Annotated in this window: 16 protein-coding genes; all 16 read left to right on the plus strand. The window is 70.5% G+C overall.

All coding sequences use genetic code 11. The features are described from left to right. Positions 1 to 101 precede the first annotated feature (101 nt). The 16 genes from AB0B02_RS27085 to AB0B02_RS27160 all read left to right on the plus strand — a co-directional run bounded on the left by AB0B02_RS27085 (position 102) and on the right by AB0B02_RS27160 (position 18,878). Complete coding sequence (locus AB0B02_RS27085; protein ID WP_357304889.1) at positions 102 to 1,376, plus strand: geranylgeranyl reductase family protein; 1,275 nt, start codon at positions 102 to 104, stop codon at positions 1,374 to 1,376. A gap of 133 nt (positions 1,377 to 1,509) precedes the next feature. Beyond that, positions 1,510 to 1,875, plus strand: a complete 366-nt coding sequence (locus tag AB0B02_RS27090) for an NADH-quinone oxidoreductase subunit A (protein WP_089154551.1) — start codon at positions 1,510 to 1,512, stop codon at positions 1,873 to 1,875. 11 nt (positions 1,876 to 1,886) lie between these two features. Then, entirely contained in the window at positions 1,887 to 2,564 is a 678-nt protein-coding gene (locus AB0B02_RS27095) for an NADH-quinone oxidoreductase subunit B family protein (RefSeq protein ID WP_343443986.1), read from the plus strand. Further along, on the plus strand, positions 2,561 to 3,298 hold the full coding sequence (locus AB0B02_RS27100; RefSeq protein WP_357304894.1) for an NADH-quinone oxidoreductase subunit C: 738 nt from the start codon (positions 2,561 to 2,563) through the stop codon (positions 3,296 to 3,298). Before AB0B02_RS27095 ends, AB0B02_RS27100 begins: the two co-directional genes overlap by 4 nt. After that, a complete protein-coding gene (locus AB0B02_RS27105) occupies positions 3,295 to 4,620 on the plus strand; it encodes an NADH-quinone oxidoreductase subunit D (protein WP_357304897.1) in 1,326 nt (441 codons plus the stop codon). Before AB0B02_RS27100 ends, AB0B02_RS27105 begins: the two co-directional genes overlap by 4 nt. Then, the gene (nuoE, locus tag AB0B02_RS27110; RefSeq protein ID WP_357304900.1) at positions 4,617 to 5,777 is read left to right on the plus strand and encodes an NADH-quinone oxidoreductase subunit NuoE; all 1,161 of its coding nucleotides are present in this window, start codon (positions 4,617 to 4,619) and stop codon (positions 5,775 to 5,777) included. Before AB0B02_RS27105 ends, nuoE begins: the two co-directional genes overlap by 4 nt. Further along, the gene (gene nuoF / locus AB0B02_RS27115; protein ID WP_281943604.1) at positions 5,774 to 7,090 is read left to right on the plus strand and encodes an NADH-quinone oxidoreductase subunit NuoF; all 1,317 of its coding nucleotides are present in this window, start codon (positions 5,774 to 5,776) and stop codon (positions 7,088 to 7,090) included. Before nuoE ends, nuoF begins: the two co-directional genes overlap by 4 nt. Continuing rightward, on the plus strand, positions 7,090 to 9,603 hold the full coding sequence (locus AB0B02_RS27120) for an NADH-quinone oxidoreductase subunit G (RefSeq protein ID WP_281943603.1): 2,514 nt from the start codon (positions 7,090 to 7,092) through the stop codon (positions 9,601 to 9,603). The genes nuoF and AB0B02_RS27120 overlap by 1 nt, the downstream gene beginning before the upstream one ends. Then, a complete protein-coding gene (gene nuoH, locus AB0B02_RS27125; RefSeq protein WP_281943601.1) occupies positions 9,600 to 10,955 on the plus strand; it encodes an NADH-quinone oxidoreductase subunit NuoH in 1,356 nt (451 codons plus the stop codon). Before AB0B02_RS27120 ends, nuoH begins: the two co-directional genes overlap by 4 nt. Position 10,956: 1 nt before the next feature. Continuing rightward, complete coding sequence (gene nuoI, locus AB0B02_RS27130; RefSeq protein WP_281943599.1) at positions 10,957 to 11,595, plus strand: NADH-quinone oxidoreductase subunit NuoI; 639 nt, start codon at positions 10,957 to 10,959, stop codon at positions 11,593 to 11,595. Then, complete coding sequence (locus tag AB0B02_RS27135) at positions 11,592 to 12,362, plus strand: NADH-quinone oxidoreductase subunit J (protein WP_281943597.1); 771 nt, start codon at positions 11,592 to 11,594, stop codon at positions 12,360 to 12,362. The genes nuoI and AB0B02_RS27135 overlap by 4 nt, the downstream gene beginning before the upstream one ends. Then, positions 12,359 to 12,658 carry an NADH-quinone oxidoreductase subunit NuoK gene (nuoK, locus tag AB0B02_RS27140; RefSeq protein WP_089154544.1) on the plus strand — a complete coding sequence of 100 codons (300 nt, stop codon included), beginning with the start codon at positions 12,359 to 12,361 and terminating at the stop codon, positions 12,656 to 12,658. The genes AB0B02_RS27135 and nuoK overlap by 4 nt, the downstream gene beginning before the upstream one ends. Positions 12,659 to 12,668: 10 nt before the next feature. After that, entirely contained in the window at positions 12,669 to 14,597 is a 1,929-nt protein-coding gene (nuoL, locus tag AB0B02_RS27145) for an NADH-quinone oxidoreductase subunit L (RefSeq protein ID WP_281943594.1), read from the plus strand. 64 nt (positions 14,598 to 14,661) lie between these two features. Further along, on the plus strand, positions 14,662 to 16,194 hold the full coding sequence (locus AB0B02_RS27150; RefSeq protein WP_107154680.1) for an NADH-quinone oxidoreductase subunit M: 1,533 nt from the start codon (positions 14,662 to 14,664) through the stop codon (positions 16,192 to 16,194). After that, positions 16,191 to 17,744: an NADH-quinone oxidoreductase subunit NuoN gene (gene nuoN, locus AB0B02_RS27155; RefSeq protein WP_281943593.1), complete on the plus strand. Its 1,554-nt coding sequence runs from the start codon at positions 16,191 to 16,193 to the stop codon at positions 17,742 to 17,744. The genes AB0B02_RS27150 and nuoN overlap by 4 nt, the downstream gene beginning before the upstream one ends. Before the next feature lie 93 nt (positions 17,745 to 17,837). Beyond that, complete coding sequence (locus AB0B02_RS27160) at positions 17,838 to 18,878, plus strand: polyprenyl synthetase family protein (protein ID WP_281943592.1); 1,041 nt, start codon at positions 17,838 to 17,840, stop codon at positions 18,876 to 18,878. The last annotated feature ends 268 nt before the right edge of the window (positions 18,879 to 19,146 follow it).

The raw sequence follows: 19,146 nt of genomic DNA on the forward strand, positions 1-19,146 counted from the left end.
GAAGTTAGGACCCCCTCAGCGCATACAGGTGTAACGCCGGTCATAGACTCCAACCCGATCGGCTTGTGAAGCATTTCACGAGCATGCGGGAGGAGGCGCGGATGACCGCGGTGGAGAACGACGCCGACGTCATCGTCGTGGGCGCCGGTCCCGGAGGATCGGCCACGGCATACCACCTGGCGCGGCACGGCGTACGCGTGCTGCTGCTGGAGAAGACGGAGTTCCCCCGGGAGAAGGTCTGCGGCGACGGGCTCACGCCCCGCGCCGTACGGCAGCTCGTCCGGATGGGTGTGGACACCTCGCCCGAGGCCGGCTGGCTGCACAACAAGGGCCTGCGGGTGATCGGCGGCGGGGTACGCCTGGAGCTGGACTGGCCCGACCTGGCCAGCTTCCCCAACTACGGCCTGGTCCGGACCCGGCTCGACTTCGACGACCTGCTCGCCCAGCGGGCCGTCGCCGCCGGCGCGAAGCTGCGCACCGGCGTCAACGTCCTCGCCCCGGTGCTCGACGCCGACGACCGGGTGACCGGCGTGCAGGCCGAGGTCGGCCCGGACAAGGAGCCGGCCACCTTCCACGCGCCACTGGTGGTCGCCGCGGACGGCGTCTCCGGACGGTTCCCGCTCGCGCTCGGCATGGCCAAGCGGGAGGACCGGCCGATCGGGGTGGCGGTCCGCCGCTACTACCGCTCACCCGCCAAGCACGACGACGACTACCTGGAGTCCTGGCTGGAGTTGCGCGCCAAGGGCAACGACGCGCTGCTGCCCGGCTACGGCTGGATCTTCGGTCTCGGCGACGGCCGGGTGAACGTCGGCCTCGGCGTGCTCAACTCCTCCACGGCGTTCGGCAGGACGAACTACCGCCGGCTGCTCACCGACTGGTTGGCCAACACCCCGGAGGACTGGGGGATGACCGACGAGGCCAACGCGGACGGGCCGATCCTCGGCGCCGCGCTGCCGATGGGCTTCAACCGGGTCCCGCACTACAGCCGCGGCGTGCTGCTGGTCGGCGACTCCGGCGGCATGGTCAACCCGTTCAACGGCGAGGGCATCGCGTACGCGATGGAGTCCGGCGAGCTGGCCGCCGAGGTCGCCGTGCAGGCGCTCGCCCGCCCGGCCGGCGCGGAGCGGGAACGGGCGCTGATGGCGTACCCGCAGGAGCTGAAGGCCCGCTTCGGCGGCTACTACCGGCTCGGCGGGATCTTCGTGAAGCTGATCGGTCGGCCCGAGGTGATGCGGATGGCCACCAAGCACGGCATGCCGCACCCGATGTTGATGCGCTTCGTGCTGAAGCTGCTGGCGAACCTGACCGACCCGCGCGGCGGGGACGCGATGGACCGGGTCATCAACGCCATGACGAAGGTGGCCCCGGCCGTGTGAGGAGACCACCGGCCCGCGGTCGACCGACCACGGAGCGGAGAGATCGACCCCCGCCGACCGCTGTCGTCAGGGACGTGAATAGTGTGATTTTGGCCAACCACCGAGGTCAGGGAAGGACGAGCAGGGGACAACGATGACGCTCTCTCCTTATGCACCCATCATCGGGCTGTTCGCCCTCGCCGCGGGGTTCGCGCTGTTCTCCGTGGCCGCTGCCCGATTCGCCGGCCCCCGGCGTCTGAACAAGGCCAAGCTCGAGGCGTACGAGTGTGGCATCGAGCCGAGCCCGCAGCCGGTCGGCGGCGGCCGGTTCCCGATCAAGTTCTACCTGACGGCGATGCTCTTCATCGTCTTCGACATCGAGATCATCTTCCTCTACCCCTGGGCGGTCTCCTTCGACGCCCTGCCGATCTTCGGCTTCGTGGAGATGGTCATGTTCATCGTCGCGGTCTTCGTCGCCTACGCCTACGTGTGGCGGCGCGGCGGCCTGGACTGGGACTGAGGAGGTAGCAGATGGGCATCGAGGAGAAGCTTCCCTCCGGCGTCCTGCTCACCAGCGTCGAGAAGCTGGTGAACTGGTCGCGGAAGTCGTCCGTCTGGGGCGCCACCTTCGGTCTGGCCTGCTGCGCCATCGAGATGATGGCCGCCGGTGGCCCGCACTACGACATGGGCCGGTGGGGCATGGAGGTCTTCCGCGCCTCGCCCCGGCAGGCGGACCTGATGATCGTGGCCGGCCGGGTCAGCCAGAAGATGGCCCCGGTGCTGCGGCAGATCTACGACCAGATGGCCGAGCCCCGCTGGGTCATCTCGATGGGCGTCTGCGCCAGCAGCGGCGGCATGTTCAACAACTACGCCATCGTGCAGGGCGTCGACCACGTCGTCCCGGTCGACATGTACCTTCCCGGCTGCCCGCCCCGGCCGGAGATGCTCATCGACGCGGTGCTCAAGCTGCGCGAGAAGATCATGTACGAGCCGCTGGGCCCGAACGGCCGCAAGATGCACGAGGCCCGCAAGGAGCGCGGTGACGTGCCCGTCGTGCCGTACGGCTCGATGCCGTCGTCGTACCGCAACGACAAGGCCCGGCGTGCCGAGTGGACGAAGGCGGTCCGCGAGGGACGCGAGGAACAGTTGCGGATCGAGAACTGGATGAAGGCGCAGAACCACCTCCAGACGCAGGGGGGCCCGAAATGACCTCGCCGAACGACAGGAACAACGACGGCGGGGTCCCGGTGCCGACCACTCCCGCCGGGGCCAGCAGCACCGCGCCGGCGGAGTACCCGCCGGCCAGCCCGGCCGGGCGGGGCATGTTCGGCAACCAGGGCACCGGTGACGTCTCCGGCTACGGCGGCCTGGTCCGCCAGCGCAAGCCGATCGAGGAGGCCACCCGGCCGTACGGGGGCTACTTCGACGAGGTGCGGGACGCGCTGGAGGAGGCGTACCCGGCCTTCGGTGACGCGATCGAGAAGGTCGTGGTCGACCGGGGCGAGCTGACCCTGCACGTCCGCCCGGAGCGGATCGCCGAGGTCTGCCAGGTGATGCGCGACGACATGTCGCTCCGCTTCGAGCTGCTCTCCTCGGTGTCCGGGGTGGACTACCTGGGCGCCGACGCGCGTCGGCTGCACGTGGTCTACCAGCTCACCTCGATGACCTACCGGCGGCAGGTCCGGCTGGAGGCCGCGGTCTCCGTCGAGGAGCCGCACCTGCCGAGCGTCACCGCCGTCTACCCGACCGCCGACTGGCAGGAGCGGGAGACGTACGACATGTTCGGCATCGTCTTCGACGGCCACCCCAACCTGACCCGGATCCTGATGCCGGACGACTGGGAGGGGCACCCGCAGCGCAAGGACTACCCGCTCGGCGGCGTACCCGTCGAGTACAAGGGTGCGGAAATTCCCCCGCCGGACCGTAGGAGGTCCTACCAGTGACCACGTCGAACTACGCGACCGAGCGCGAGACCACCGAGGGCAAGGTCTTCACCGTCACCGGTGGGGACTGGGACCAGGTCGTCTCCGGCACCGACCCGATCAACGACGAGCGGATCGTCGTCAACATGGGTCCGCAGCACCCGTCCACGCACGGCGTGCTCCGGCTGATCCTGGAGCTGGAGGGCGAGACGGTCCGCGAGGCCCGCTCCGTCGTCGGCTACCTGCACACCGGCATCGAGAAGAACCTGGAGTACCGCAACTGGGTCCAGGGCTCGACGTTCGTGACCCGGATGGACTACCTCTCGCCGATCTTCAACGAGACGGCGTACGCGCTCGCGGTGGAGAAGCTGCTCGGCGTCACGGACGACGTCACCGAGCGGGCCACCACCATCCGGGTGCTGATGATGGAGCTCAACCGGATCTCCTCGCACCTGGTCTGGCTGGCCACCACCGGCATGGAGCTGGGCGCGATCAACATGATGTTGTACGGCTTCCGCGAGCGGGAGTACATCCTCGACATCTTCGAGACCATCACCGGCCTGCGGATGAACCACGCGTACGTGCGGCCGGGCGGGGTGGCGCAGGACGTGCCGGACGACGCGATCCGCAAGATCCGCGACTTCCTGGTGCTGATGCCGAAGAAGCTCAAGGAGTACGAGAACCTGCTCTCCGGCCAGCCGATCTGGATCGAGCGCACCACGAACGTCGCGGTGCTCGACGTGACCGCCTGCGTGGCGCTCGGCATCACCGGCCCGGTGCTCCGCTCGGCGGGGCTCGCCTGGGACCTGCGCAAGACCATGCCGTACTGCGGGTACGAGACGTACGAGTTCGACGTGCCGACCCACACCGACGGCGACGTGTGGGGCCGCTACCTGGTCCGGCTGGCCGAGATCCGGGAGTCGCTGAAGCTCGTCGAGCAGGCGCTGGACCGGTTGAAGCCGGGCCCGGTGATGGTCTCCGACAAGAAGATCGCCTGGCCGGCGCAGCTCGCCATCGGCGTCGACGGCATGGGCAACTCGCTGGAGCACGTCGCCAAGATCATGGGTCAGTCGATGGAGTCGCTGATCCACCACTTCAAGCTCGTCACCGAGGGCTTCCGGGTCCCGCCGGGCCAGGTCTACGTCGGCATCGAGTCGCCCCGCGGCGAGCTGGGCGTGCACGCGGTCTCCGACGGCGGCACCCGGCCCTACCGGGTGCACTACCGGGAGCCGAGCTTCGTCAACCTCCAGGCCCTCCCGGCGATGGCCGAGGGCGGCCTGATCGCCGACGTGATCGCCGGTGGCGCCTCGCTGGACCCCGTGATGGGTGGTTGTGACCGATGAACGTGTTCACTGAGGAGACCCGGCTGCGGGCGCGGGAGATCATCGCCCGGTACCCGGCGGACCGGTCCCGTTCGGCGCTGCTGCCGCTGCTGCACCTGGTGCAGTCCGAGGAGGGGTACGTCTCCCCGGCCGGCGTCGAGTTCTGCGCCGAGGTGCTCGGGCTGAACAAGGCCCAGGTCGGCGCCGTCGCCACCTTCTACACCATGTACAAGCGCAAGCCGACCGGTGACTACCTGGTCAGCGTCTGCACCAACACGATGTGCGACGTGTTGGGCGGTCAGGCGGTCTACGACACGCTCGCCGAGCACCTGGGCGTCGGGCACGAGGAGACCACCGCCGACGGGAAGATCACCCTGGAGCACGCCGAGTGTTTGGCGGCGTGCGACTACGGCCCGGTGATGACCGTCAACTACGACTTCTTCGACAACGTGGAGCCGCAGGGCGCGCTCGGCGTGGTGCAGGAGTTGCAGGCCGGCGGTCGTCCGATGCCGACCCGGGGCGCGCGGCTCTGCACGCTCAAGGAGATGGCGGTCCAGCTCGCCGGCTTCGCCGACGAGCGGGACGGCGCGGTGGCCGACGGCGGGCCGGGCGAGCCGAGCCTGCGCGGCCTGCGCCTGGCCGAGCAGCACGGCATCTCGGTGCCGGGCTTCGACCCGAGGACGCCGATCCGCAGCAAGGCCGAGGCCGACCGGGCCGCCGCCGAGGCGAAGGCGAAGGCCGAGGCCGAGAATCCGGCCCCCGCGCCGGCGAAGGCCGATGCCACGGGCACTCCGGCCAAGGCCGCCACCCCGGGCAACGCGGGCGCGGCCGAGCCGGCGACGCCGGAGGCGGCCAGCGGCAGCACCGCGCCGGACGTGAAGGCGCCGGACGACAAGTCGCCGCAGGTGCGTACCGCCGAGACCCGGCAGCCGGACGCGCGGACCCCGGTCGCGGACGCGCCCGGCACCAAGGTCCCGACGGACGGCCCGGCCCCGGCGCCCCGCGACGCGCGGGCGGCGGAGGCGGCCGGCGTGGCGGCGAACCCGCCGGCCGGCGACGGCAAGCCCGCCGGCGACGCGGCCGGCGCCCAGGAGCGCAACCTCAAGGACGCCGCAGCCGGTACGGACGCCGACGGCGCCGACCCGGCGGACGCGAACGGAACGGGGGTCCGGAAGTGACCACTCCTCGGCCGGAGACGCTGGCCAAGCTCACGCCGGTGCTCACCAAGCGCTGGCTGTCGCCGGACGCCTGGCGGCTCGGCACCTACGAGAAGCTGGACGGCTACGCCGCCCTGCGCAAGGCGCTCAAGGCGCACCCGGACGACCTGATCCAGCTCATCAAGGACTCCGGGCTGCGCGGCCGGGGCGGTGCGGGCTTCCCGACCGGGCTCAAGTGGGGCTTCATCCCGCAGGGCGACGGGAAGCCGCACTACCTGGTGGTGAACGCCGACGAGGGCGAGCCGGGCACCTGCAAGGACCTGCCGCTGATGACCCACGACCCGCACTCGCTGGTCGAGGGCGTCATCATCGCCTCGTACGCGATCCGGGCCAACCGGGCCTACATCTACATCCGCGGCGAGGCCGTACACGCCGCCCGCCGGCTGCGCAGCGCGGTCGCCGAGGCGTACGCCAAGGGCTACCTCGGCCGGAACGTCCTCGGCTCGGGCTTCGACCTGGACCTGGTGGTGCACTCCGGCGCTGGGGCGTACATCTGCGGTGAGGAGACCGCGCTGCTGGACTCGCTGGAGGGCTTCCGGGGCCAGCCCCGGCTGCGCCCGCCGTTCCCGGCGACCCACGGCCTGTACGCGAGCCCGACCGTGGTCAACAACGTCGGCACCATCGCCAGCGTGCCGTACATCGTGCTGGGCGGCGCGGACTGGTGGAAGACCATGGGCACGGAGAAGTCGTCCGGCCCGATGATCTACTCGCTCTCCGGCCGGATCGCCAACCCCGGCCAGTACGAGGCCTCGATGGGCATCACGCTGCGCGAGCTGATCGAGCTGGCCGGCGGCATGCAGCCCGGGCACGAGCTGAAGTTCTGGACGCCGGGCGGCTCGTCGACGCCGCTGCTGACCGCCGAGCACCTGGACGTGCCGCTGGACTTCGAGGGGGTGGCGGCGGCCGGCTCGATCCTCGGCACCACGGCCACCCAGATCTTCTCGGACCAGGACTGCCCGGTGTACGCGACCTACCGGTGGCTGGAGTTCTACCACCACGAGTCGTGCGGCAAGTGCACCCCGTGCCGGGAGGGCAACTACTGGATGGTCCGGGTCTACCGGCGCATCCTGGCCGGCCAGGGCACCCACGAGGACCTGGACACCCTGCTCGACACCTGCGACAACATCCTCGGCCGTTCGTTCTGCGGTCTGGGTGACGGCGCGACCAGCTCGGTGACCTCGTCGCTGAAGTACTTCAAGCAGGACTACCTCGACTACATCGAGGGACGTACCGCACCGAAGCTGTCGGAGAAGACCCTGGTAGGGGCGCACTGATGACGGACGTAGCCAAGCAGACCGAGACCGTCACGCTGACCATCGACGGCGTCGAGGTCACCGCGCCGAAGGGGGCGCTGCTGATCCGGGTCGCCGAGCAGTTGGGCACCGAGATCCCGCGCTTCTGCGACCACCCGCTGCTGGCCCCGGCCGGCGCCTGCCGGCAGTGCCTGGTGGAGGTGGAGGGCCAGCGCAAGCCGGTCGCCTCCTGCACCCAGACCGTCGCCGACGGCATGGTGGTGCGGACCCAGCTCACCTCGCCGGTCGCGAAGAAGGCCCAGGAGGGGGTGATGGAGCTGCTGCTCCTGAACCACCCGCTGGACTGCCCGATGTGCGACAAGGGCGGCGAGTGCCCGCTCCAGAACCAGGCGATGTCCACCGGCCGGACGGACTCGCGCTTCCACGAGCACAAGCGGGAGTACCCGAAGCCGCTGCCGATCAGCACCCAGGTGCTGCTCGACCGCGAGCGCTGCGTGCTCTGCCAGCGGTGCACCCGGTTCTCCGAGGAGATCGCCGGCGACAAGTTCATCGACCTGATGGGACGCTCCTCGCACGAGGAGATCAACATCTACCGGGACGACGCGTACGGCGAGGACGGCGACGAGGGGGACGTCCCCTTCAACTCCTACTTCTCCGGCAACACCGTGCAGATCTGCCCGGTGGGCGCGCTGACCGGCTCGCAGTACCGCTTCCGGTCCCGCCCGTTCGACCTGGTCTCCTCGCCCAGCGTCTGCGAGCACTGCTCGGCCGGCTGCGCGCAGCGCACCGACTGGCGGCGGGGCAAGGTGCTGCGCCGGCTGGCCGGTGACGACCCGGCGGTGAACGAGGAGTGGAACTGCGACAAGGGCCGCTGGGGCTTCCAGTACGCCCGCGCGTTCGACCGCCTCACCACTCCGCTGGTGCGCGACGAGAAGACCGGTGAGCTGCGCGAGGCGTCCTGGAGCGAGGCGTTCACCCGGGCCGCCGAGGGGCTGCGCGCGGCCCGCGACGGCGCGACCGGCACGGCGGTGCTGACCGGCGGCCGGCTCACCGTCGAGGACGCCTACGCGTACGCCAAGTTCGCCCGCGTCGCGTTGCACACCAACGACATCGACTTCCGGGCCCGCCCGGTCTCCCGCGAGGAGGCCGACTTCCTGGCCAGCAGCGTCGCCGGGGTCACCGACGTGACCTACGCGGACGTGGAGAACGCGCCCGCCGTGGTGCTGGTCGGCCTGGAGCCGGAGGAGGAGTGCCCGATCCTCTTCCTGCGGCTGCGCAAGGCGTACCTGAAGAAGACGCTCACCGTGTACGCGATCGCGCCGTTCGCGACCCGCGGCCTGGAGAAGCTCGGGGCCAAGCTGGCCCGGGTGGTGCCGGGCGAGGAGGCCAGCGTGCTGGCCGAGCACGCCACGGTGGCCGAGGCGCTGGGGCAGCCGGGCGCGATCCTGATCGTCGGCGAGCGGCTGGGCGCGGTGCCCGGCGGCCTGTCGGCGGCGGCGGACGTGGCCCGGCGTACCGGTGCCCGGCTGGCCTGGGTGCCGCGGCGCGCGGGTGACCGCGGCGCGGTCGACGCGGGCTGCCTGCCGAACCTGCTGCCCGGCGGCCGGGTGGTCACCGAGCCGGCCGCCCGCGCGGAGTTGGGCGAGACGTGGGACCTGCCGGCCGGGGTGATCCCGAGCCAGGCGGGCCGGGACACCGACGGCATCCTCGCCGCGGCGGCCGACGGCAAGCTCGGCGCGCTGGTGGTGGCCGGCGTCGACCCGGCCGACCTGGCCGATCCGCGCCGGGCCGAGGAGGCCCTGGACGCGGTGCCGTTCCTGGTCAGCCTGGAACTGCGGTTGAGTGCGGTGGCCCGCCGGGCCGACGTGGTCTTCCCGGTCGCCCCGGTGGTCGAGAAGGCCGGCAGCTTCCTGGACTGGGAGGGCCGGCTGCGGACCTTCGAGCGGGTGCTGGACACCGGCGCGATGACCGACGGCCGGGTGCTGGACGCGATCGCCGCGCTGCTCGACGTCCGGCTCGGCACCGGCGACGTGCTGAGCGTGCGCCGCGAGCTGGGCGCGTTGCCCCGGACCCGCACCGAGCGGCCGTCCGCCCCCTCGGTCGAGCCGGCCACCGTGCCGCAGCCCGGTCCGGGCGAGGCCGTGCTGGCGACCTGGCACCAACTGCTCGACCTGGGCAGCCTCACCGACGGCGACGAGCACCTCGCCGGCACCGCCCGCCTGCCGGTCGTCCGGCTGGGCAAGGGCACCGCCGAGGCGCTCGGCGTGGCCGACGGCGACCCGGTCACGGTCGGCACCGACCGCGGCGCGGTCACCCTGCCGGCGGCGATCACCGAGATGCCGGACGGTGTCGTCTGGTTGCCGACCAACTCACCCGGTTCGACCGTGCGGCGCAGCCTCGGCGCGACGTCCGGTCATGTGGTGACGGTGACCGCGGGCTCCATCGACGGACCGGCCGTTCCGGCCGGACGCGTCGCCGCGGACGCCGCCGCACGGCCGGGTCCGCTCCTCAACGCAGGGGGTGCACACCAGTGAACGCGGTCTACCTCGCGGCGCAGGACCCGACGCTGGCCGACTTCGGCAAGGACCCGTGGTGGCTGGTCCTCGGGAAGATCGTCTTCGCGTTCGCGTTCGGCCTGCTGGCCACGCTGCTCGGCGTCTGGTTCGAGCGGCGGGTGGTCGGCCGGATGGCGGTGCGGCCCGGCCCGAACCAGGTCGGCCCGTTCGGCCTGCTCCAGACGCTCGCGGACGGCCTGAAGATGGCGTTCAAGGAGGACATCCTCCCGCGCGCCGCCGACAAGGTGGTCTTCTTCTTCGCACCGACCATCTCGGTGATCTCCGCGGTCACCGCGCTGTCGGTGATCCCGTTCGGCCCGAAGGTGAGCATCTTCGGCCACTGGACGCCGCTCCAGGTCACCGACGTGTCGGTGGCGGTGCTGGTGATCCTGGCCTGCTCCTCGATGGGCGTCTACGGGATCGTGCTCGGTGGCTGGGCCTCCGGCTCGACGTACCCGCTGCTCGGCGGTCTCCGCTCCAGCGCCCAGATGATCTCGTACGAGGTCGCCATGGGGCTGAGCATCGTGGCGGTCTTCATGACCGCCGGCACGATGTCGACGAGCGGGATCGTCGCCAAACAGGCCGACGGCACGCAGCTCAGCATCGGCGGCTTCGACCTGCCCACCCCGGGCTGGTACGCGATCCTGCTGCTGCCCAGCTTCATCATCTTCTTCATCGCCATGGTCGGTGAGACCAACCGGGCCCCGTTCGACCTGCCGGAGGCGGAGTCGGAGCTGGTCGCGGGCTTCATGACGGAGTACAGCTCGCTGAAGTTCGCGCTGTTCATGCTCTCCGAGTACGTCGCCATGGTGACCATGTCCGCGGTCACCACGACGCTGTTCCTCGGCGGCTGGCGGGCCCCCTGGCCGATCACGCTGTGGTCGGGCGCCAACGAGGGTTGGTGGCCGATGCTGTGGTTCTTCGGCAAGGTGATCCTGCTGGTCTTCGTGTTCGTCTGGCTGCGCGGCACGCTGCCCCGGCTCCGGTACGACCAGTTCATGCGCTTCGGTTGGAAGGTGCTGCTGCCGATCAACCTGGTCTGGATCCTGGTGCTCGCCGGGCTCCGCTCGATCGAGGACTGGCAGACCCGGGACCGGCTGCTCGTCACCGCCATCGGCGCGGGCGTGCTGCTGCTGGCCACGCTCTTCTGGCCGAGCCGGAAGAAGCAGCCGAAGCCGTCGCCCCAGGAGCAGGCGGACAGCCGGCCGTACGGCAGCTTCCCGCTGCCACCGATGGATCTTCAGGTTCCGCCGAGCCCGCGTACCAAGCGCGTGGTCGCCGAGCGGGAGCCGGCCAACGTCGTCGCCGGCTCCGAGTCCAGGGAGGTGTGACGTGGGCGCGATCACCGGAACGTTCAAGGGCTTCGGGGTCACCTTCTCGCACATGTTCAAGAAGGTCGTCACCACCGACTACCCGTTCAAGCCGCCGGTCTCGGCGCCGCGCTACCACGGGCGGCACATCCTCAACCGGCACCCGGACGGGCTGGAGAAGTGCATCGGCTGCGAGCTGTGCGCCTGGGCCTGCCCGGCCGACGCGATCTACGTGGAGGGTGGCGACAACACCGAGGAGCAGCGTTTCTCCCCGGGTGAGCGGTACGCCAGCAACTACCAGATCAACTACGCCCGGTGCATCTTCTGCGGGCTCTGCATCGAGGCCTGCCCGACCCGTTCGCTCACCATGAGCAACGAGTACGAGCTGGCCCGGGACAACCGGCAGGACCTGATCTTCACGAAGGAGCAGCTGCTCGCGCCGCTGCTCGAAGGCATGGAGCAGCCGCCGCACCCGATGCGGCTGGGCGACAGCGAGAAGGACTACTACGTCGGTGCGCTGACCAACCCGGGCACCTCGGCCGGTGCCGAGCACTCGCCTGCGGGCGGCCAGTATCCGGTGGAGGAACACCCCGGCGTGACCTTCCCCGGTGCCGAGCAGGCCGCGCAGCGGTCCGAGGCGGGCAAGGGAGCAGGGGTATGACCACTTCTACGGTGCTCGCCGCGGCGGGCGACGTGACCGGGGGCGAGGAGGTCACGTTCTGGATCCTCGCCCCGCTGGCCCTGATCGGGGCACTCGGCATGGTGTGGGCCCGCAACGCGGTGCACTCCGCGCTCTGGCTGGTGCTGACCATGCTCTGCCTGGGCGTGTTCTACGTGCTCCAGGCCGGCCCGTTCATCGGCATGGTGCAGATCATCGTCTACACCGGCGCGATCATGATGCTCTTCCTGTTCGTGCTGATGCTTGTCGGTCGCGACGCGTCCGACTCGCTGATCGAGACGCTGCGCGGCCAGCGGGTCGCCGCGGTGGTGCTCGGGCTCGGCTTCGCCGGCCTGGTCGGCACCGGTCTCTACCGCGCGCTCGACGGCGTGCGGGCGGTCGGGCTCGACCAGGCGAACGCCGAGGGCAACGTGCAGGGCATCGCCCGGCTGCTGTTCACCAAGTACGTCTTCGCCTTCGAGCTGACCTCGGCGCTGCTGATCACCGCCGCGGTGGGCGCGATGGTGCTGGCGCACGTGGAGCGGCGCAAGGAGGACCGGATGGACCAGGTCGCCACCATGAAGGCGCGGTTCCGTCCCGGTAACTACCCCGGCCCGAAGCCCGGCCCGGGCGTCTTCGCCACCTCCTCCTCGGTGGCCACGCCGGCCCGCCTGCCGGACGGCCGGCTGACCGACCGCGGCATCCCGGAGATCATGCCGGTGCGCGACATGACGTCGGAGGAGACCGCACTGAAGGGCACTGACAAATGACCCCGGACTACTACCTGATCCTCGCGGCGGTGCTGTTCACCATCGGCGCCGTGGGCGTGCTGGTCCGGCGCAACGCGATCGTGCTGTTCATGTGCGTCGAGCTGATGCTCAACGCGGCCAACCTGACCCTGGTCACGTTCAGCCGGATCAACGGTGACCTGAACGGCCAGATCATGGCGTTCTTCGTGATGGTGGTGGCGGCGGCCGAGGTCGTGGTCGGGCTCGCGATCATCATGGCGATCTTCCGGACCCGGCGCTCGGCCAGCGTCGACGACGCCAACCTGCTGAAGTACTGAGGGGCCAGTCGTGGAACAGACTGTGGAATTCGCTACGGCGGATGGGCTGCTGGGCAGTGTCTGGCTGCTGGTGGCGATCCCGCTGGTCAGCGCGGCGGTCCTGCTGCTGCTCGGCAAGCGGGCGGACCGCTGGGGCCACTGGCTGGGCGTGGCGGCCATCGGCGCCGCGTTCGTGCTCGGCCTGACGTACTTCTTCCAGCTCCGTGGCCTGGAGAACAAGCAGGTCCAGTCGAGTCTCTGGCAGTTCATCACGGTCGGCGACCTGAAGGTGGACTTCGGTCTGCTCTTCGACCCGCTGGCCGCGGTGTTCGTGCTGCTGATCACCGGGGTGGGCTTCCTGATCCACCTCTACGCCGTGGAGTACATGGCGCACGACGAGGGCCGGCGGCGGTTCTTCGGGTACTTCAACCTGTTCGTCGCCGCGATGCTGCTGCTGGTGCTCGGCAACAACTACGTGATGCTCTACTTCGGCTGGGAGGGCGTCGGCCTGGCGTCGTACCTGCTGATCTCCTTCTGGTACGGCCGGCCGAGCGCGGCCACCGCCGGCAAGAAGGCGTTCCTGATGAACCGGGTCGGCGATGCCGGCCTGGCCATCGGCATCTTCGTCATGTTCGCCATGCTCGGCACGACTCAGTACGACGAGGTGTTCAACGGGGTCGGCTCGCTGACCTCCACCACCGTGCTGGTGCTCGGCCTGCTGCTGCTCCTCGGCGCGGCCGGCAAGTCCGGCCAGTTCCCGCTCCAGGCGTGGCTGCCGGACGCGATGGAGGGCCCGACCCCGGTCTCCGCGCTCATCCACGCGGCGACCATGGTCACCGCCGGCGTCTACCTGATCGCCCGCTCCAACCCGATCTTCTCGGCGAACGAGACGCTCCAGCTCGTGGTGGTCAGCGTCGGTGCGCTCACGCTGCTGATGGGCTGCGTCATCGGCGCGGCGAAGGACGACATCAAGCGGGTGCTGGCCTGGTCCACGGTCAGCCAGATCGGCTACATGTTCCTCGGCGTCGGCCTCGGCGGCGGCGCGTACGCGCTGGCGATCATCCACCTGCTGGCGCACGGCTTCTTCAAGGCCAACATGTTCCTCGGTGCCGGCTCGGTCATGCACGGCATGAACGACCAGGTGGACATCCGCCGCTTCGGTGGGCTGTCGAAGTACATGAAGATCACCTGGTTGACGTTCATGATGGGCTGGCTGGCCATCATCGGAATCCCGCCGCTCTCCGGCTACTTCTCCAAGGAGCCGATCATCGCGTCCGCGTTCGAACGGGAGGGCTGGACCGCCTGGCTGTTCGGCGGGGCAGCGCTCCTCGGCGCCGGGCTCACCGCGTTCTACATGACCCGGCTCTTCGTGCTGACGTTCCACGGCCCGAAGCGGTGGACCGAGGACATCGAGCACCCGCACGAGTCGCCGAAGCTCATGACGATCCCGCTGATCCTGCTCGCCGCCGGCTCGGTGGTGGCCGGTGGTCTGATGACGCTCAACGACAGCGTGGTGTCGTGGTTGACCCCGGTGCTCGGCGAGGAGGCCGGTGGCGAGGCACACGGCGTGCTCTCGCACACCGTGATCACCATCCTCTCCATCCTGATCACCGTGCTCGGGGCCGGGCTGGCCTGGTTCCTGTTCCGCAACGGCACGGCCACCGAGCCGCAGCCGGCCGGCGTGCTGGTCACCGCCGCCCGCAAGAACCTCTACACGGACACCGTCAACGAGGCGGTCTTCGAGAAGCCGGGCATCTTCCTCACCCGGGCGCTCGTCTTCCTCGACAACCGGGGCGTCGACGGGCTGGTCAACGGCCTGGCCGCCGCGGTGGGCGGGGGCTCCGGCCGGCTCCGGCGGCTCCAGACCGGCTTCGTGCGGTCGTACGCGACCTCGATCCTGACCGGCGCGCTGCTCGTGGTGGCGGCGTTCCTGGCGGTACAGGCGGGGTGGCTGGCGTGATCGACCTCAACGCGGCCGCCCCCGCCGGCGGGCCACGCAGTCACGACGGAGGTAAGGCCGAATAATGTCCAACTTCCCGTTCCTCTCGGTGCTGACCGTGGCGCCGCTGGTCGGCGCGCTGGTGGTGGCGCTGCTGCCACGTCGGCGGCCGGACCTGGCCAAGCTGGTGGCGTTCGGCTGGTCGCTGTTGGTGCTGGTGCTCTCGGTGGTGATGTGGTTCGCCTTCTCCGCCGACGGTGACCGGTTCCAGTTCCGCGAGTCGTACGCGTGGATCCCGAACTGGGGTGTGCGGTTCACCTTCGAGGTGGACGGCATCGCGCTGGTCATGCTGATGCTGATCGCGATCCTGGTGCCGCTGGTGATCCTGGCGTCGTGGCACGACGCCGAGCAGTCGAAGCGTTCGGTGCCGGTCTACTTCGCGCTGCTGCTCGTCCTCGAGTGCACGATGATCGGCGTCTTCGCCGCCGCCGACGTCTTTCTGTTCTACGTGTTCTTCGAGGTCATGCTCGTCCCGATGTACTTCCTGATCGGCAGCTACGGCGGCCACCAGCGGCAGTACGCGGCGGTGAAGTTCTTCCTCTACTCGCTGGTCGGCGGCCTGTTCATGCTGGCCGCGGTGATCGGTCTCTGGGTGGTCGGCGGGAAGACGTTCGACTGGCAGGCGTTGAGCCAGGCCGAGTTCGCCACCAACACCGCCCGCTGGCTGTTCCTCGGCTTCTTCCTCGCGTTCGCGATCAAGGCGCCGTTCTTCCCGTTCCACACCTGGCTGCCGGACGCCGGTGGCGCCGCGCCGGCCGGTGCGGCGGCGCTGCTGGTCGGCGTGCTGGACAAGGTCGGCACGTTCGGCATCCTGCGCTACTGCCTCCCGCTGTTCCCGGAGGCGTCCCGCTGGTTCGCGCCGTACGCGCTGGCGCTCGGCGTGATCGGCATCATCTACGCGGCGCTGCTGGCGGTCGGGCAGAACGACCTGAAGCGGCTGGTGTCGTACACCTCGATCGCGCACTTCGGCTTCATCGGGGTGGGCATCTTCGCGTTCACCACCCAGGCCGGCACCGGCGCGGTGCTCTACATGCTCAACCACGGTCTCGCCACCGGCCTGCTCTTCCTGGTGGTCGGCATGCTGATCGCCCGGCGCGGCTCGGCGCTGATCAGCGACTTCGGCGGCGCGGGCAAGCTGGTGCCGGTGCTGGCCGGCGTGCTCTTCTTCGCCGGTCTGGCGTCGCTGGCGCTGCCCGGCACCGCGCCGTTCGTCTCCGAGTTCCTGGTGCTGATCGGCACGTTCACCGTCAACAAGCCGGTCGCGGTGATCGCCACGCTCGGCATCATCCTGGCGGCGGCGTACGTGCTGTGGATGGTGCAGCGCACCACCCAGGGCACGCTGAACCCGGCGCTCACCGAGGTCGAGGGCATGCGTCGGGACCTCAGCCTGCGCGAGAAGGTCGTCGTCGCGCCGTTGATCGCGCTGATCGTGCTGCTCGGCTTCTATCCCAAGCCGGTCACCGATGTCATCAACCCCGCCGTCCAGGCGACCATGCAGGACGTCGGCAAGTCCGATCCCGCCCCTGAGGTCGGCAGCGTCCAGGAGGCTTCAAAGTGAGTGAACTGAAGCTGCCGTCGATCGACTACGCGGCGCTCGCTCCCATCCTGATCATGTTGGGCGCCGCCCTGCTGGGCGTCCTGGTCGAGGCGTTCGTGCCGCGCCGGCTGCGCAACGCGGTACAGCTCGCGCTCGCCCTGGTGGCGGCGCTGGCCGCGATCACCATGGTGATCCTGAAGTCCGACGCCCGGCTGGTCACCGCCGGCGGCGCGATCGCGGTGGACGGGCCGACGCTCTTCCTCCAGGGCGCCATCCTGGTGCTGGCCGTGATGGCGCTGCTGCTGGTCGGCGAGCGCACGGTGGAGCGGGGCGGCGCATTCGTGGCGCACGCGGCGGTCACCGCCGAGTCGCCCGAGGACCGGAAGCAGGCCGACGGCGTCGGCGGGGCCACCGAGGTCTACCCGCTGATCTCGTTCGCGATCGGCGGCATGCTGATCTTCGTGGCGGCGAACGACCTGCTGACCATGTTCATCTCGCTCGAGGTCTTCTCGCTGCCGCTCTACCTGCTCTGCGCGCTGGCCCGCCGCCGGCGGCTGCTGAGCCAGGAGGCGGCGATGAAGTACTTCCTGCTCGGCGCGTACGCCTCGGCGTTCTTCCTGTTCGGTGTGGCCCTGATCTACGGCTTCACCTCCGGCATCCCGGGCCGTGGCGCCGGCGTCGACTTCGCCACCGTGCACGCCGCGGTCGGCGAGTCCTCGTCCAGCCAGGTGCTGCTCTTCGCCGGCATGGCGCTGCTCGCCATCGGTCTGCTCTTCAAGGCCGCCGCCGCGCCGTTCCACGTCTGGACGCCGGACGTCTACCAGGGCGCGCCGACGCCGGTGACCGGCTTCATGGCGGCCTGCACGAAGGTCGCCGCGTTCGGCGCGCTGCTGCGGGTGTTCCACGTCGCGTTCGCCGGGGCCTCCTGGGACTTCACGCCGGTGATCGGTGTGGTGGCGGTGCTGACCATGCTGGTCGGCGCCGTGCTGGCGGTCACCCAGACGGACATCAAGCGCCTGTTGGCGTACTCGTCGATCGCGAACGCCGGTTACCTGCTGGTGGGTGTGCTGGCCCCCAGCAAGGAAGGGCTGTCGGGCACGATGTTCTACCTGGCCGCGTACGGCTTCTCGGTGCTCGCCGCGTTCGCCGTGGTGACGCTGGTGCGGGACGCGGACGGCGAGGCCACCCACCTGTCCCGCTGGGCGGGGCTGGGCCGCCGCTCGCCGTTCTTCGCGGCGATCTTCACGTTCATCCTGCTGGCGTTCGCCGGCATCCCGCTCACCAGCGGCTTCACCAGCAAGTTCGCGGTCTTCGGCCCGGCGCTGGAGGCCGACCAGGCATGGCTGGTGATCGCCGGCGTGCTGACCAGCATGGTGCTGGCCTTCCCGTACCTGCGGGTCGTGGTGATGATGTGGCTGTCGGAGCCGGGCGAGGCGACCCCGACGGTGACCGTGCCGGGCGCGCTCACCTCGGCCGCCCTGATGATCGGCGTGCTCGCCACGCTCGTCCTCGGTGTGGTCCCCGGGCCTCTGCTGGACCTGACCACCGGTGCCGCCGAATTCGTCCGATGACGGAAGTGGTTCCACCCGGGGGGCCGGTACGCCGTGGCGTACCGGCCCCCCGGGTCCGTATCCCCCTCACCGAGCAGGTCGAACGGGTGTGGCATGGTTGAAGACGTGGTGAACCCGGCTGGCGAGCGTTCAGGTCAGTTCGGCGCGCTCGGCCTGCACCTCGCCGACCCGCGCGTCGAAGCGTCCGTGCTGGGCGTCCTCGACCGGGTCGAGGCCCAACTGTGGTCCGGCGTGGCCAGCGCCGACCCGTTGGTCACCGAGGCGGCCCGGCACCTGATGGAGGCCGGCGGCAAGCGGTTCCGGCCGCTGCTGGTGGCGTTGGGCGCCCAGTTCGGCGATCCGGAGGCCGCCCAGGTGGTCCCGGCCGCCGTGGTGATGGAACTCACCCACCTGGCCACGCTCTACCACGACGACGTGATGGACGAGGCGGCCGTGCGGCGGGGCGCGCCGAGCGCCAACTCCCGCTGGAGCAACTCGGTGGCCATCCTGGTCGGCGACTTCCTCTTCGCGCGGGCCGCGGACATCGCGGCCGACCTGGGCCCGGAGGCGGTCCGGTTGCAGGCGCGCACGTTCGCCCGCCTGGTGCACGGTCAGATCGCCGAGACGGTCGGCCCGCGCGGCACCGATCCGGTCGCGCACTACCTGCACGTGATCGCCGAGAAGACCGGTTCGCTGATCGCCACCTCGGCCCGCTTCGGCGGCATGTTCGGTGGCGCGTCCGCCGCGCACATCGAGGCACTGGCCGGGTACGGCGAGGTCATCGGCGTCGCGTTCCAACTCTCCGACGACCTGCTGGACATCGCCAGCGAGTCGGTGCAGTCCGGCAAGACGCCCGGTACCGACCTGCGCGAGGGCGTGCCCACGCTGCCGGTGCTCTACGCGCTGGCCGGCGACGACTCGGACGCGGCCAGCGTCCGGCTGCGGGAGATCCTGGCCACCGGCCCGCTCGTCGACGACGCGCTGCACGCCGAGGCGCTCACGCTGCTCCGTGAGTCCCCGGCGCTCAAGCGCGCCCGGGAGACGGTGCGCAGCTACGCCGAGGACGCCCGGGCCCACCTCGCCCCGCTCCCCGAGGGTCCCGCCCGCCGCGCCCTCGAATCCCTCTGCGACTACATCGCCGACCGCACCAGCTGACCCGGTTCCGGTCGCCAGGCGCGACCGATATCCGTGCGGCCGGGCCGCGGACGCCGGCGCTGTCCCGACCGTTACCGAACGTAGTCTCTGCCAGGAGTAGGCCGCAGTTGAGGCATATACCTCACGGTCATAAATATGACCCCTGGTCATAACCGTCCCCGGCGAAGTATCTTCCCCGGCGGCCCGGCGGCCCGGCGGCCCGGCGGCCCGGCGGCCCGGCGGCCCGGCGGCCCGGCGGCCCGGCGGCTGGGCGGCGCGTGTCGTGGCG

Origin of the sequence: Micromonospora sp. NPDC049240 (assembly GCF_040647835.1) — a bacterium.
In the GTDB taxonomy this organism is placed as follows: Bacteria; Actinomycetota; Actinomycetes; order Mycobacteriales; family Micromonosporaceae; genus Micromonospora.

Coding starts and splice junctions, on each gene's coding strand:
- AB0B02_RS27085 (WP_357304889.1), top strand. CDS start 102: ATGACCGCGGTGGAGAACGACGCCGACGTCATCGTCGTGGGCGCCGGT.
- AB0B02_RS27090 (WP_089154551.1), top strand. CDS start 1,510: ATGACGCTCTCTCCTTATGCACCCATCATCGGGCTGTTCGCCCTCGCC.
- AB0B02_RS27095 (WP_343443986.1), top strand. CDS start 1,887: ATGGGCATCGAGGAGAAGCTTCCCTCCGGCGTCCTGCTCACCAGCGTC.
- AB0B02_RS27100 (WP_357304894.1), top strand. CDS start 2,561: ATGACCTCGCCGAACGACAGGAACAACGACGGCGGGGTCCCGGTGCCG.
- nuoE (WP_357304900.1), top strand. CDS start 4,617: ATGAACGTGTTCACTGAGGAGACCCGGCTGCGGGCGCGGGAGATCATC.
- AB0B02_RS27120 (WP_281943603.1), top strand. CDS start 7,090: ATGACGGACGTAGCCAAGCAGACCGAGACCGTCACGCTGACCATCGAC.
- AB0B02_RS27135 (WP_281943597.1), top strand. CDS start 11,592: ATGACCACTTCTACGGTGCTCGCCGCGGCGGGCGACGTGACCGGGGGC.
- nuoK (WP_089154544.1), top strand. CDS start 12,359: ATGACCCCGGACTACTACCTGATCCTCGCGGCGGTGCTGTTCACCATC.
- AB0B02_RS27150 (WP_107154680.1), top strand. CDS start 14,662: ATGTCCAACTTCCCGTTCCTCTCGGTGCTGACCGTGGCGCCGCTGGTC.
- AB0B02_RS27160 (WP_281943592.1), top strand. CDS start 17,838: ATGGTTGAAGACGTGGTGAACCCGGCTGGCGAGCGTTCAGGTCAGTTC.